Genomic DNA, 13,232 nt, shown 5'->3' on the forward strand with positions numbered 1-13,232 from the left:
CGACGAAAACGTTAGCGTCCCCTCCCGGCAGGGGAAAGGACGGTTTTCAGATAATGGCCGGTCCGGCTCTCCGGGTTCGCGGCGATGTCCTCGGGGGTGCCGGTGGCGACGATCTTCCCGCCCGCCTTCCCCCCCTCGGGGCCGAGGTCGATGACGTAATCGGCGCACTTGATGAGGTGGAGGTTGTGCTCGATCACGATGAGGGTGTTCCCCGCGTCGCGGAGCTTCCCGAGGACGGCGAGGAGGAGCTCGATGTCGGCCCAATGGAGGCCGGTCGTCGGCTCGTCGAGGAGGTAGACGGTCCGCCCCGTCGCCTTCTTCGCCAGCTCGGCGGCCAGCTTGATCCGCTGCGCCTCACCGCCGGAGAGGGTCGTCCCCTGCTGGCCGAGGCGGATGTAGCCGAGGCCGACCGAGGCGAGGGCCTCGAGCTTGTCGCCGACGGCGGGGATGTTGCGGAAAAGGGCGAGGCCGTCGTCGACCGTCATCTCGAGGACGTCGGCGATCGTCCGCCCCTTGTAGGTGATCTCGAGCGTCTCCCGGTTGAAGCGCCGCCCGTTGCAGACCTCGCAGGGAACGTAGACGGGGGGGAGGAAATTCATCTCGATCACCGTCATCCCGCCCCCCTCGCAATGCTCGCACCGGCCCCCGGCGACGTTGAAGCTGAAGCGCCCCGCGCCGTAGCCCCGGACGCGCGAGGAGGGGAGCTGGGCGAAGAGGTCGCGGATGCCGTTGAACGCGCCGGTGTAGGTCAGCGGATTCGAGCGCGGCGTCCGCCCGATGGGCGATTGGTCGATCTCGACGACCTTGTCGAGGAAGTCGACCCCCTCGATCCGGTCGTGGAGGCCGGGGCGCTCCTTCGAGCCGTGGAAGTGGCGGAAGAGGGCGCGGGAGAGGACGTCGTTGACGAGGGTGCTCTTCCCCGAGCCGCTGACCCCGGTGACGCAGGTGAAGAGGCCGAGGGGGAAGGCGGCGTCGACGTTCTTCAGGTTGTTCTCCCGCGCCCCGATCACCTTCAGCCACGGATTGCCCGGGCGGGGCTGGACGCGGGCCTTCGGCACCTCGATCCGGTCCCGGCCCGAGAGGTAGCGGCCGGTCAGCGACTTCTCGTTCGCCTCGACTTCGGCCACCGTCCCGGCCGCGACGACCTGCCCGCCCCGGACCCCGGCGTAGGGGCCGAGGTCGACGAGGTAGTCGGCGGCGCGGATCGTGTCGTCGTCGTGCTCGACGACGACGAGGCTGTTCCCGAGGTCGCGCAGCTGCCGGAGGACGGCGAGGAGCCGGTCGTTGTCCCGCTGGTGGAGGCCGATGCTCGGCTCGTCGAGGATGTAGAGGACTCCTGTCAGCTGGGAGCCGATCTGGGAGGCGAGCCGGATCCGCTGCGATTCGCCGCCCGAGAGGGTCCCGCTCTCGCGGTTCAGCTCCAGGTAGCCGAGGCCGACCTCGACGAGGAACTTCAGGCGGCCCTTCAGCTCCCGGACGATGTCGCGCCCGATCTTTTCCTGCGCGGCCGTGAAGGTCTTCTCCAGCCGCGTGACGAAGCGGAAGGCGGCCTCGACCGAGAGGCGGCAGAGCTGGTCGATGTTGAGGACCTCCGGCGGGGAGGCCGAGAGGGGGCCGGCGGCGGCGAGCGTCACCGCCAGCACCTCCTTCTTCAGCCGCGCCCCGTGGCACGCCTCGCAGGTCTCCCGCGACATGAAGCGGGCGAGCCGCTGCCGCGTCAGCTCGCTCTCGCTCTCGCGGTAGAGCCGGGCCAGCTGGGGGAGGACCCCCTCGAACGGCTTCTCCGTGCTTTTCTTCCCGATGGCGAAGGGGATCACCTCCTCGCCCGAACCGTGGAGCATCGTGTTGCGGAACGCCTCAGGCGTCTCCTCCCACTTCCGGTCCATGAGCTGGCCGAGGCCGTAATGGGAGGCGACGGCGGCGAGCTGCGCCTTGTAAATGGCGGCCATCCCGGCGTTCCCCCGCTTCCAGGGGGCGATCGGCATCTCCTCGAGCGTCGCCGCCGGATCGGGGACGACCAGCTCGGGATCGAAGACCTGGCCGACGCCGAGGCCGTGGCAGACCGGGCAGGCGCCCTGCGGGCTGTTGAAGGAGAAATGGCGGGGCGTCATCTCCTCGAAGTGGGCCCCCGTCTCGGGGTCGAAGTTCCGGTTGCTGGAGCGCCATTCCCGCGTCTTCCCGTCGGCGTCGTGCCGCAGGACGACGACGATCCCGCGCCCCTCGCGGAGCGCCGTCTCGAGCGATTCGGCGACCCGCTGCCGCGCCCCGGGCGTCACCTTCACCCGATCGATCACCGCCTCGATGGTGTGGTGCTTGTTCCGGTCGAGGCCGGTCACGTTCTCGATCTCGGTGATCGCCCCGTCGATCCGGGCGCGGACGTAGCCGTCGCGCTTCATCTTCTCGACGATGTCGCGGAACTCCCCCTTCTGGTCGAGGATCAGCGGGGCGAGGAGCTGGACCGGCGTCCCCTCGGGAAGGGCCAGCACCCGGTCGGCGATCTGCTGGACCGTCTCCCGCTTCAGCGGCTTCCCCGTCTCCGGATGATGGGCCGTCCCGAGGTGGGCGAAGAGGAGCCGGAGGAAGTCGTAGATCTCGGTCGTCGTCGCCACCGTCGAGCGCGGGTTGCCGCCCGAGGTCCGCTGCTCGATCGCGATGGCGGGGGAGAGCCCCTCGATGTAGTCGACGTCGGGCTTCTCCAGCTGGTCGAGGAACTGGCGCGCGTAGACCGAGAGGGACTCCACGTAACGCCGCTGCCCCTCGGCATAGAGCGTGTCGAAGGCGAGCGACGACTTCCCCGAGCCGCTGACCCCGGTGAAGACGACGAGCTTCCCCCGGGGAATCGTCACCGAGACGTTCTTCAGGTTGTGCTGGCGGGCGCCCCCGATGCGGATTTCGTTCACGGACATGGTACTTGGAGGGAAGAGGTCGAAACCGTTAGCATCGCCCATTTCTCAGTCGGGGGCAACAGGGAGACGGGAGAAATGCGGCTGAGGATTCGGCTCCCGCCCATTCCTCTCCCCTTCATTCCATTCGCTCCCGCACCCGCGCCAACGTCGCGTCCCGATCAAGACGGCTCGCCGCCACATCGAGAACCAGTTCTTCCCACTCCGGCCCGTCCGCCTTCGTTTGCAGCCCATTGAGACGGAGGAAAACGATGCAGGAGACGAGCGCGACCCGCTTGTTCCCATCGATGAAGGCGCGGTTCCGGCACAGATAGAACAAATAAGCCGCGGCGATTTCGACCGGATCGGTGAAAAGCAGCTTCCCGCCCATGCTTGCCTGAGGCGCGTGAACCGCCGATTCCAACAAGTTCCCGTCCCGGATCCCCGCCGCCCCGCCATGCTCCTCCAAAACGGAGGCGTGAATCTCGAGGACTTGCGCGACCGTGAGATAAATCCAGTCGGCCACGGCCTAGGCGAGCTTCTTGAGCGTCGTCTTGTAATCCCGCACCACGCCCCGGACCGTCTCGGTGAACTTCTCCGGGCTGACTTGGGGACGAATCGGCGAGAGCGTGATCGTCCCTCCCTCATGGACCTCGATATTCACCTGATCCCCCGCCTTGAGGTGGGTCAGTTCGAGCAGAGCGGCGTCGAAGATGATGCCCTGCGAGTTACCGATGCGGGAGATCGTCTTGACCATATGTAAAACTTAGTTATACACCCAGCCCAAGTCAAGTCCGCCCCATTCCGGCCCTCCCACGGGAAAGACATCCTTGCCACCTTCCCCCGTGTAACCCATACTGCCGCACCCCAGCTTCCAGAGAAAAAGTGTCATTTTAGCCGTTTTTGAGTCGTTCGATCCCCCTATGATTTCTCCCTCCCGCGAGACGTTCCGTGAGCTGGCCAAACAGGGGAACCTCATCCCGGTCTACCGGGAACTCGTCGCCGACCTCGACACCCCCGTCTCGGCCTACCTGAAGCTCGATCCCGGCACCCATTCCTTCCTCCTCGAGTCGGCCGACCGCGCCAGCGGCAGCTTCTCCCGCTATTCCTTCCTCGGCGCGAACCCCGCCGCCGTCTTCACGATGCGCGGGAACGACGCGACCGTCGAGGTCCACGGCGCCGACGGCGTCGTCCGCACCCGCCGCTTCACCAGCCACGCCGATCCGCTCGAGGAACTCCGCCGCCTCATGGCCCAGTACCGGCCCGTCGTGCCGAAGCCCGAGGACGGCATGCCCCCCTTCTACGGCGGGGCCGTCGGCTACCTCGCCTACGAGGCCGCCACCCGCTTCGAGACCACCGTCCCCCGCGCGCAGAAGGACGACCTCGGCGTCCCCGACGCCTACTTCCTCGTCGCCGACACCCTCGTCGCCTTCGACCACCAGGAACGGAAGCTGAAGCTCATCTGCAACGCCCACATCGAAGGGGAGGACGAGAACCACAGCGCCGCCGCCGTCGAGGCCGCCTACGACGCGGCGATCACGAAGCTCGCCGCCCTCTCCGCCCGCCTGGAGCGGCCCATCGCCGGGAACAAGCTCCTCTCCGTCCGCGCCAGCCCCCCCGCCCTCACCCCCTCGGTCAACATGACCCAGGAGGAATACCTCGGCATGGCCGAGCGGATGCAGGAATACATCCGCTCCGGCGACATCTTCCAGATCGTCCCCTCCCAGCGTTTCGAGGTTCCCTACACCGGGGAGCCGATCGACCTCTACCGCTCCCTGCGCCTCATCAACCCCTCGCCGTACATGTTCTGCCTGAAGATGGGCGGCACCTCGCAGCCGGGGGCCTTCTCCCTCGTCGGCTCCTCGCCCGAGGTCCACGTCCGGGCCGAGAACGGCAAGATCACCATCCGCCCCATCGCCGGGACCCGCCCCCGCCGGGAAAACCCGCTGGAGGACAACGCCATGGCGCAGGAACTCCTCGCCGACCCCAAGGAACGGGCCGAGCACGTCATGCTCGTCGACCTCGCCCGGAACGACGTCGGCCGCGTCTGCGACTACAAGAGCGTCAAGGTCACCGACTTCATGACGATCGAGCGCTACTCCCACGTCATGCACATCGTCTCCAACGTCGAGGGGGACCTCCGCGCCGGGCAGAGCCCCTACGACGTCATGCGGGCGACCTTCCCCGCCGGAACCCTCACCGGCGCGCCGAAGATCCGCGCCATGCAGATCATCGCCGAGCAGGAGCCGACCTGCCGCGGCAGCTACGGCGGGGCCGTCTGCTACTTCGGCTTCTCCGGGAACCTCGACTCCTGCATCGCCATCCGCACCGCCCTGCTGAAGCAGGGGAAGGCCTACCTCCAGGCCGGGGGCGGCCTCGTCGCCGACTCGACCCCGATGGGCGAGTACAACGAGAGCGTCAGCAAGGCCCGCGCCAACATCAAGGCCCTGGCCCTGGCCACCGCCGTCAGCAACGCCCACTCGACGGTTTAGCACCATCCCTCCCGCCGCCATGATCCTCATCGTCGACAACTACGATTCGTTCACCTACAACATCGTCCAATACTTCGGCGAGATGGGGGCCGACCTCCTCGTGAAGCGGAACGACGAGATCACCCTCGACGGGATCGCCGAGCTGAAGCCGACCCACATCGTCATCTCCCCCGGCCCGAAGGCCCCGCGCGACGCCGGGATCTCCTGCGGCGTCATCGAGCGTTTCGGCCCCCGCACCCCCATCTTCGGCGTCTGCCTCGGCCACCAGTGCATCGGCGAGGTCTACGGCGGCAACGTCATCCGCGCCGCCCGCCTCATGCACGGGAAGACCTCCCCCATCCGGCACGACGGCACCGGCGTCTTCGCCGGCCTCTCCAACCCCTTCGAGGCGACCCGCTACCACTCCCTCATCGTCGAGCGTCCCACCCTCCCCGCCGACCTCGTCATCACCGCCACCGTCCAGGGCGACGACCTGGAGATCATGGGCCTCCGCCACAGGGAATTCCCCGTCCACGGCGTCCAGTTCCATCCCGAATCGATCCTCACCCAGGCGGGCAAGACGATCCTGAAGAACTTCCTCGACCTGAAAGTCTAGGTTCCTTCCTTTCCCTTTCACGCCGTGACCGGGGGGCCACGGCGGAAAAACCAAACCACCGCCTCAGCAGCCACTGACAGCCACCACCTCCACCGCTATGGAATTCCTCCTTCAGAACAGCGTCTTCCGCATGGCCTGCAGCCAGTTCGACCGCACCGCCGACTTCCTCCAGCTCCCCGACGCCGTCCGCGAGCGCGTCAAGTGGCCGAAGCGGGCCATCGCCGTCTCGATCCCCGTCCGCATGGACTCGGGCGACGTCCGCGTCTTCAGCGGCTACCGCGTCCAGCACCACCTCACCCTCGGCCCCACCAAGGGCGGCCTCCGCTACGCCCCCGACCTCGACATGGGCGAATCGGCCGCCCTCGCCATGTGGATGAGCTGGAAGTGCGCCCTCGTCGACCTCCCCTACGGCGGCGCGAAGGGCGGCGTCGCCTGCGACCCGCGCAAGCTCAGCCTCCGCGAGAACGAGGCGATCACCCGCCGCTTCACCCAGGAACTGATCCCCTTCATCGGGCCGCAGGTCGACGTCCCCGCCCCCGACATGGGGACCAATCCCCAGACCATGGCGTGGATCCTCGACACCTACTCGACCCACATCGGCCACTCCGTCCCCAGCGTCGTCACGGGGAAGCCCCTCGGCCTCGGCGGCTCCGCCGGTCGGAACGAGGCGACCGGCCGCGGCATCGCCTTCCTCGCCCACCACGCCGCCCACCAGATGAAGCTCCCCGCCGAGTGCCGCGTCATCGTCCAGGGCTTCGGCAACGTCGGCACCTACGCCGCCATCGCCATGGCCCAGTACGGCTCGAAGGTCATCGGCATCGGCGACGTCTCCGGCGCGATCTACAACCCGAACGGCATCGACGTCGTCGCCCTGCGCCAGTTCGTCGACAGCGGCCGCTCCCTCGCCGAATACACCGAAGGGGAACACATCACCAACGAGCAGCTCCTCGAGCAGCCCTGCGACATCCTCATCCCCGCCGCCAAGGAACAGGTCATCACCGGGGCCAACGCCGCGAAGATCCAGTGCCGCATCCTCGCCGAGGGGGCCAACGGCCCGACGACCCCCGAAGCCGACGCCATCCTCGACCAGCGGCCCGAGATCCTCGTCATCCCCGACATCCTCTGCAACGCGGGTGGCGTCATCGTCAGCTACTTCGAGTGGGTCCAGGGCCTCCAGAGCTTCTTCTGGACCGAGGCCGAGGTCATGGACAAGCTCTACCGCATCCTCACCCACGCCTTCACCCAGGTCATGCGGACCGCCGAGGAAAAAAAGATCCCCATGCGGATCGCCGCCCTCTCCATCGGCATCCGCAAGGTCTCCGACGCCAAGGCCGCCCGGGGCCTCTTCCCCTAATATCCCTCGTCCCGACCGCCCCAACCATGCGCTGCCTCTTCCCCTCCGCCCTCCTCCTCGTCCTCTCGCTCGCTTCCGTCTCCGCCGCCACGGCCCTCCCGGGCGGCGGCGGGACGAAGGGCGGCAGCAGCGTCCCGGCCCCCACCGCCGCCGCCGGGGCCGACAAGGCGGGCCAGGGCCAGAAGACGCAGGGCATCGTCATCCGCCTCGACGACTTCGGCAGCGCCGACATCGCCTACCTCTCCATCCCCGACCAGCCCCCCATCGGCGGCATCGTCCTCGCCCACGACGGCTGGGGCCTCAACTGGGGCATCTCGACCCTCGCCGACCGCCTCGCCGACGCCGGCTACATCGTCCTCATCCCCGACTTCTTCAGCGGCCAGACCACCGCCGATCCCCTCCGCGCCGGGGAACTGATCCGCGACGTCACCCCGGAGACCGCCGCGAAGACCCTCGGCGCCGCCGTCCGCTTCCTGCGGGAAAGCCCCCGCTTCCGCGCCGGGCGCGTCGCCCTCGTCGGCTTCGGCGCGGGGAACGGCCTCGCCGTTTCCGCCGCGAAGGCCGGGACCCCCAAGGCCGCCCGCCTCGACACCCTCGTCCTCGTCGGCGGCCCCTGCTCCTTCCCCGAGGAGACCGTCGCCCGCCTCGACAAACGGCCCGACCTCCTCGTCCTCTTCGGCACCGCCGCCACCCCCGAGGCCCGCGACGCCTTCGCCTCCCTCCTCAAGGACTCGAAACACACCGCCGACCTCGGCACCCTTCCCGACGGCACCGAGCCCAGCGCCCTCCTCCTCCTCCCCGAGCCCTCCTTCGCCCGCCTCGACGCCTTCCTCCGGAAAAGCTTCGCCGCGCCCGAGAAGAAAAACGCCGTCATCGGCGCCATCGACTCGATGAACCCCTTCCGCGACAAGGATGCCGACGCCCCCGCGCCGAAGGCCTCCCCCGTCGCCCCCGCCGAGGCGGCGACGACCCCATGACCCCGCCCGTCGCCGACACGCACGTCCCTTGGCGACTCCTCCTCGACGGCCCCGGCGCCGCCGCCCGGAACATGGCCGTCGACGAGGCCCTCTTCCGCCTCGCCGGGGAACCCGGGGCGCAACCGGTCCTCCGCGTCTACGAATGGAGCGCCCCCGACGTCAGCCTCGGCTACTTCCAGAAAGCCGAGGAGGCCGATGCCAAGGGCCGGAGCTTCGTCCGCCGCTACACCGGCGGCGGCCTCGTCGACCACGAGCGCGACGTCACCTACACCGTCGTCGCCCCCCGCAGCCATCCCCTCGGCCAGCTTTCGACCTCGGAGAGCTACTCCAAGCTCCACGAAGCCGTCGCCGCCGCCCTCGGGGAGATCGGCGTCGCGGCCGTCCTCGCCCCCGGCTGCGACGACTGGGACGACGCCGCCTGCTTCCGCAAGGCGGTGAAATTCGACGTGATCCTCGACGGCAAGAAAATCGCCGGAGCCGCCCAGCGCCGCACCCGCGACGGCTTCCTGCAGCAGGGCAGCATCCTCTTCCCCACCCCCGAGCAAAGCGCCGCGCTGAACCCCGCCCTCCGCGCCCTCCTCCCCCCCGCCTTCGCCAAGGTCATGGGCTGCCAGCTCCTTCCCTCCGCCCTCACCGAAGAGGAAGAAGCCCTCGCCGCCGAGCTGGAGGCGACCCGCTACGCCACCGCCGCCTGGAATCGGGAGCGGTAAAAGCGCCCCTCCCTACGGGGTCGCGGGAGGGACATAGGGCGTTCCCGACTCCACCGCTCCCCGGGCCAGAAGATACTGCGCCGCATCGGGCTGGCCCGCTTTCCTGGCGAAGTAGAGCGCCGTATGCCCTTCGCTATCGGCCCGGTTGATGTCGGCCCCATGGGCCAGCATCTGCGTGATCTTCGGATTCACGTCGCCGTAGGTGCAGGCCGCCATGAAGGGGGTGAAGCCCTTGTGGTCGGGCCGGTTCGGATCGGCCCCGGCCTGGAGCATCTGCTCCCGGAAATCCTCGTTCTCCCCGGCCAGCCACATCGTCGAGGCGTGGAGCGCCGTCCTTCCCGTCTTCGGGTTCTGGAAATTCACGTCGGCCCCCTGCCGCACCAGGAACCGCGCCGAATCGAAGCGGAACGAGCCGATCGCCAGGATCACCCCGTTGTCCCCTCCATCGGTCACCTCCCCGTCGACCGGGAATCCGGCGTGGATCAGGTCGTAGATCTTCCCCACGTCGCCCCGCTTGATCGCCTGCTTCATCTGCCACTTCGGATCGGGATTGTCGAAGGGAGCCTCCGTCACGCCGTTGTGCTGCAGCAGCTCGACGACGGCGTCGAATCCCGCCTCGCTCGCGATCCGCATCGGCGTCGCATCGGGCGGCCCCTTGCGGGGATCGACCCCCGCGAAGGCCATCTGCTGGATCCCCATCTCGCTCGACTTCCTCGCCGCCTCCTGCATCAGCGTCTGCCCGTCCTTCGTCGGCCGCCCCAGGTCGGCCCCGCCGACGATCAGCGCCATCCGCATGTAATCGGCCGTCATGCCGAACCACGTGAAGGTCCTCGGCACCGGCATCGTCCCCTGGGCGTTCGGCTTGCTCGGATCGGCTCCCGCCAGCAGCAGGACGACCAGGGCATGCTCCCGCTGATGGGAGATCGCCCGCAGAAGCGGCGTCTGCCCGTTTTTATCGAGGCCGTTCGGGTCGCCTCCCTTCGCCAGCGCCGCATCGAGCGCCGGAAGGTCGTTCCGCCAGGCCGCGTCCCCCAGCTCTTCCTGCACCGCCGCGTCGGCCGGGGCTTGGGCCGGGGCCGCCTTCGACGCCCTCTCCAACCGGACCGCCTCGACGAGGGCGACCATTTCCGGCTTCCCCAGCCGCTCCGCGAGGGCGAAGGGTCCCGCGTCGGGCCGCATCCCCTTCGGATCGAGCTCGGCTCCCCGGCGCAGCAGAAGGCGGGCCGATTCCACGTCGCCATTCCGGACCATCGCCCCCAGCAGCGTCTCCCCCGAGGCATCTCTCCCGTTCACATCCGCCCCCCGCAACAGCAGCAAATCCCGAATCAACTGATGTCCGTAGCTGTCATGCGTGAGCGCCTCCCGCTGCGCCGCCCGCCCCGTGGCGGGCGGTTCCTCCGAGAAAACTCGGGAGAGCGCGTTCCACAGCGCCGTCCGGCCCTTGGCGTCCTTCACCTCCATGTCGGCCCCGGAGACCAGCAGCACGTAGACATCGTTCCACCAGCCCTTCTCCGCCGCCAGCTGAAGCAGCGTCCTCCCCTCCCCGTCCCGCGCCCGGTCGATCCGGTCATGATGCCGGTCGAGGAGTTTCTTGAAGTCGACGTGGTTCCACTTCCCTTCCGTCTGAATCGCCGTGAAGAGCGCCGCGTCGGCCTCGCGATCCCGCCGGGCCTTCGCCGCCACGGCAAGGCCGCCAACGCCGCAGGCCACCAGCAGCACGAAGGCCGAAGTCAGCCAACGCCGCCGCGCCGTCTCGACCGGCGAAGGAGCGCTGCCGCCCGTCAACCGGCCGAGACGCCCCAGCAGCGATCCCCCGTCCGCCGCCATCGCCCACACCTCCGCCCCGCCCCGGCCCATCTCCAGCGCCGCCAAGGCCCGCGCGTAGGCCGCCCGGTCCCCGACCACCTCGAGCGCGATGTCGTCGCAGCAATGTTCCCGTTCCTCGCGCAGGCGGCGGCCGATCCACCAGACCGCCGGGTGGTAGAAAAAGAGCGTCTCGACGACCACCTGGAACAGGTTCACCAGGTAATCGTGCCGCCGCACATGGCCGAGCTCGTGGGCGAAGATCGCCTCGACCTGCGCGGGGGTCAGGCCGGAAAAGAAACTGACCGGGACGATCAACGTCGGGCGGAGCCACCCTGCCACCATCGGCACCTCGACCCAGGCCGACTCGAGCAGCGCCACCGTCCTCGCGATCCCCATCGTTCCGGCCAGCCGGTCGAGCCGTTCCTGCCAGCCCCGATCGGCCACCGGGAGGGCACGGTGGCGGATCAGCCAGAGGCGGAACCAGCCTCCCGCGAGGAAGAAACTGAGCGCCGCCACCCCTCCGAGCCAACCGAGGGCGGCGATCGCAAAGAAGGCGCCGCTCCCCTTCCCCGCCGCCATGGCACTCCCCTCCCCGAACGGCCCCACGCCCACGGCGGCCCTCTCCTCCGATACCGATGGCGAAGAGGCCGCCGCCGCATGCGGCACGGGGGAAGAGACGGAAGGCGGGAAAGGACGCCCTTCCTCCACGACCACCGCCACGGGAAGAGGCTGCAACCTCACCGCCCCGGAAGACGCGCCACGCCACCCTGCCAGCGGGCAAAGGATGCAGGCCAGAAGAGCCCCGCAGAGCACCAGATAGCGGAGCGAAGCCGCCTCCCGGCGCAGGAGCCGCACCAGGAGCGCCGCAAGGCCGCCGATCACCGCCCCCTGCCAGAGGAAAGCGACCAGAACCCGGCCCAGTTCCCGCACCCAGGCCTCGCCACAGGCCGCGACATAAAGGGAAGAAAGGCTCATGAGGAGAGGCGCTTGATCAGCCGTTCGATTTCCTTCAACTCCCCCGCCGTCGCCCGCTTCGTGGCGAGCGCCTGCATCACGAGGTTGGCCATCGATCCCCGGAAAGCCTTGTCGAGAATGCCGCTCAACAGCTGCCGCTGGGTCCGGTCCTCGGAACGGACGGCCCGGTAGAGATGGGCGTGGCGGGCCTCGTCGCGGACGACGAGTCCCTTCTCCGTCATGATCTGGAGGAGTTTCAGGACGGTGGTGTAGCCCGTCGTCTTCCCCTGGGCCGTCAGCGCCTCGTGGACTTCCTTCACCGTCGCCTCGCCCCGATTCCATAACTCCTGGAGAATCTGGAGTTCGGAATCGGTCGGTTCCGCCAGCGCCTTGCCGGGTTCTTTCTTCATGGGCCGATCTTTATCACGAAGATCTTCGTAGAGTCTACGATAATTTTCGTAGATAAGGGCAAACAAAAAGTCCCGGCCGGCTTCCCTCTCCTTTGCGCCCTCTTTCCCCGCTCAATGCTATTGTAGGGTGCGACGAGAGGATTGCGCTTCCCCCGCCAACGCTTAAAACCTCGGGAATGACTCGCGACACGCTTTTCAAGGGATCCCTGGCGATCGGGTTGGCCTTCCTCCTGAACGCCGCGCCGATCGTCCCGGCGCAGGCGGAAGAGACGCCGGAGATCCTCCCGGCCTGCGTCTCCCTCGACGGGAAGCCGCTGCCGGAGGGCAATCCCGTCGAGAAGGAATTGGTGAGGGATTTCCGCGCGCCCGCGCTTCTCCTCTACCGGACCCATGCCGCCACGCCGCTGGGGACCCTCCTTCTCCTTCCCGGCGGCGGGTATCGGGTGCTGGCCGTCGTCCATGAGGGGGAGAACACCGCCCGTTTCCTCAACGAGCAGGGCTTCGATGTCGCCATGCTCGAATACCACCTCCTGAGCGCGCCCGAAGTCCGCGGCCTCGACGAGGGCGCGGCGCGGCGGCAAACCATGGAGCTCGCCTTGGCCGACGCGCTGCAGGCGTTCCGGCTCGTCCGCTCGGGCGGCGCCGCGCTCGGCCTCCACGGCGGGCGGTTCGGCATCATGGGCTATTCGGCGGGCGGCCATCTCGCGACGCGGACCGTCCAGGCCCTCGACCCGGCCGAGCAGCCCGACGACCTCATCCTCGGTTATCCCGCCTACCTCGACAAACGCGACCTCGTCGTGACGCCGCCGCCGAAGTCGGGCCGCCTCTTCGTCGTGATCGGGGACAAGGACAACGAGGGCTGGATCAAGGGTGCCGAGGCCTACGCGGCGGCATGGAAGGAGGCGACCGGCCCCGCGACGTTCCAGCTCCTCCCCAACGTCGCCCACGGCTTCGGCGTGGCGGCGATCGCCCCGGCCAGCGCGGCCCATTGGACCGACCTCCTCGCCGCCTTCCTCCAGGGGAAGGCGATGCCCCCGCAATAGCGTCCCCCC

The 13,232-nt window shown here is 68.7% G+C and carries 11 protein-coding genes; 6 read left to right on the forward strand and 5 right to left on the reverse strand.

Annotated elements, in window-relative coordinates; translation table 11 throughout:
- Positions 1 to 11: 11 nt before the first annotated feature.
- The 3 genes from uvrA to BLU04_RS01280 form a co-directional block, all read right to left on the reverse strand.
- The gene (uvrA, locus tag BLU04_RS01270) at positions 12 to 2,906 is read right to left on the reverse strand and encodes an excinuclease ABC subunit UvrA (protein WP_093281197.1); all 2,895 of its coding nucleotides are present in this window, start codon (positions 2,904 to 2,906) and stop codon (positions 12 to 14) included.
- Between the two features lie 115 nt (positions 2,907 to 3,021).
- On the reverse strand, positions 3,022 to 3,408 hold the full coding sequence (locus BLU04_RS01275; RefSeq protein WP_093281199.1) for a type II toxin-antitoxin system death-on-curing family toxin: 387 nt from the start codon (positions 3,406 to 3,408) through the stop codon (positions 3,022 to 3,024).
- Positions 3,409 to 3,411: 3 nt separating this feature from the next.
- Positions 3,412 to 3,639: a hypothetical protein gene (locus tag BLU04_RS01280; protein ID WP_093281202.1), complete on the reverse strand. Its 228-nt coding sequence runs from the start codon at positions 3,637 to 3,639 to the stop codon at positions 3,412 to 3,414.
- Between the two features lie 166 nt (positions 3,640 to 3,805).
- Between BLU04_RS01280 and trpE the strand changes: the two genes are divergently transcribed.
- The 5 genes from trpE to BLU04_RS01305 all read left to right on the forward strand — a co-directional run bounded on the left by trpE (position 3,806) and on the right by BLU04_RS01305 (position 9,010).
- Positions 3,806 to 5,374: an anthranilate synthase component I gene (gene trpE, locus BLU04_RS01285; protein WP_093281204.1), complete on the forward strand. Its 1,569-nt coding sequence runs from the start codon at positions 3,806 to 3,808 to the stop codon at positions 5,372 to 5,374.
- A 19-nt stretch (positions 5,375 to 5,393) separates the two neighbouring features.
- Positions 5,394 to 5,969: an aminodeoxychorismate/anthranilate synthase component II gene (locus BLU04_RS01290; RefSeq protein WP_093281207.1), complete on the forward strand. Its 576-nt coding sequence runs from the start codon at positions 5,394 to 5,396 to the stop codon at positions 5,967 to 5,969.
- Positions 5,970 to 6,066: 97 nt separating this feature from the next.
- On the forward strand, positions 6,067 to 7,323 hold the full coding sequence (locus BLU04_RS01295; RefSeq protein WP_093281210.1) for a Glu/Leu/Phe/Val dehydrogenase: 1,257 nt from the start codon (positions 6,067 to 6,069) through the stop codon (positions 7,321 to 7,323).
- A 26-nt stretch (positions 7,324 to 7,349) separates the two neighbouring features.
- Positions 7,350 to 8,300 carry a dienelactone hydrolase family protein gene (locus BLU04_RS01300; protein ID WP_093281213.1) on the forward strand — a complete coding sequence of 317 codons (951 nt, stop codon included), beginning with the start codon at positions 7,350 to 7,352 and terminating at the stop codon, positions 8,298 to 8,300.
- Positions 8,297 to 9,010, forward strand: a complete 714-nt coding sequence (locus BLU04_RS01305; protein WP_093281216.1) for a lipoate--protein ligase family protein — start codon at positions 8,297 to 8,299, stop codon at positions 9,008 to 9,010. Before BLU04_RS01300 ends, BLU04_RS01305 begins: the two co-directional genes overlap by 4 nt.
- 12 nt (positions 9,011 to 9,022) lie before the next feature.
- Here BLU04_RS01305 and BLU04_RS01310 read toward each other — a convergent pair whose 3' ends face one another.
- Both BLU04_RS01310 and BLU04_RS01315 read right to left on the reverse strand, forming a co-directional pair.
- Positions 9,023 to 11,791 (reverse strand): ankyrin repeat domain-containing protein, encoded by a 2,769-nt coding sequence (locus BLU04_RS01310; RefSeq protein WP_093281218.1) that lies wholly within the window; start codon positions 11,789 to 11,791, stop codon positions 9,023 to 9,025.
- Complete coding sequence (locus tag BLU04_RS01315) at positions 11,788 to 12,180, reverse strand: BlaI/MecI/CopY family transcriptional regulator (protein WP_093281221.1); 393 nt, start codon at positions 12,178 to 12,180, stop codon at positions 11,788 to 11,790. The genes BLU04_RS01310 and BLU04_RS01315 overlap by 4 nt, the downstream gene beginning before the upstream one ends.
- Before the next feature lie 176 nt (positions 12,181 to 12,356).
- Here BLU04_RS01315 and BLU04_RS01320 point away from each other — a divergent pair, with 176 nt between their 5' ends.
- Positions 12,357 to 13,223: an alpha/beta hydrolase fold domain-containing protein gene (locus BLU04_RS01320; protein WP_093281223.1), complete on the forward strand. Its 867-nt coding sequence runs from the start codon at positions 12,357 to 12,359 to the stop codon at positions 13,221 to 13,223.
- The last annotated feature ends 9 nt before the right edge of the window (positions 13,224 to 13,232 follow it).

It is taken from the genome of Verrucomicrobium sp. GAS474, from assembly GCF_900105685.1.
Taxonomy (GTDB): Bacteria; Verrucomicrobiota; Verrucomicrobiia; order Methylacidiphilales; family GAS474; genus GAS474.

Excerpts from the sequence above, each read along its gene's own strand:
- uvrA (WP_093281197.1), bottom strand. The coding sequence starts at position 2,906 with ATGTCCGTGAACGAAATCCGCATCGGGGGCGCCCGCCAGCACAACCTG.
- BLU04_RS01280 (WP_093281202.1), bottom strand. The coding sequence starts at position 3,639 with ATGGTCAAGACGATCTCCCGCATCGGTAACTCGCAGGGCATCATCTTC.
- trpE (WP_093281204.1), top strand. The coding sequence starts at position 3,806 with ATGATTTCTCCCTCCCGCGAGACGTTCCGTGAGCTGGCCAAACAGGGG.
- BLU04_RS01290 (WP_093281207.1), top strand. The coding sequence starts at position 5,394 with ATGATCCTCATCGTCGACAACTACGATTCGTTCACCTACAACATCGTC.
- BLU04_RS01295 (WP_093281210.1), top strand. The coding sequence starts at position 6,067 with ATGGAATTCCTCCTTCAGAACAGCGTCTTCCGCATGGCCTGCAGCCAG.
- BLU04_RS01300 (WP_093281213.1), top strand. The coding sequence starts at position 7,350 with ATGCGCTGCCTCTTCCCCTCCGCCCTCCTCCTCGTCCTCTCGCTCGCT.
- BLU04_RS01305 (WP_093281216.1), top strand. The coding sequence starts at position 8,297 with ATGACCCCGCCCGTCGCCGACACGCACGTCCCTTGGCGACTCCTCCTC.
- BLU04_RS01310 (WP_093281218.1), bottom strand. The coding sequence starts at position 11,791 with ATGAGCCTTTCTTCCCTTTATGTCGCGGCCTGTGGCGAGGCCTGGGTG.
- BLU04_RS01315 (WP_093281221.1), bottom strand. The coding sequence starts at position 12,180 with ATGAAGAAAGAACCCGGCAAGGCGCTGGCGGAACCGACCGATTCCGAA.
- BLU04_RS01320 (WP_093281223.1), top strand. The coding sequence starts at position 12,357 with ATGACTCGCGACACGCTTTTCAAGGGATCCCTGGCGATCGGGTTGGCC.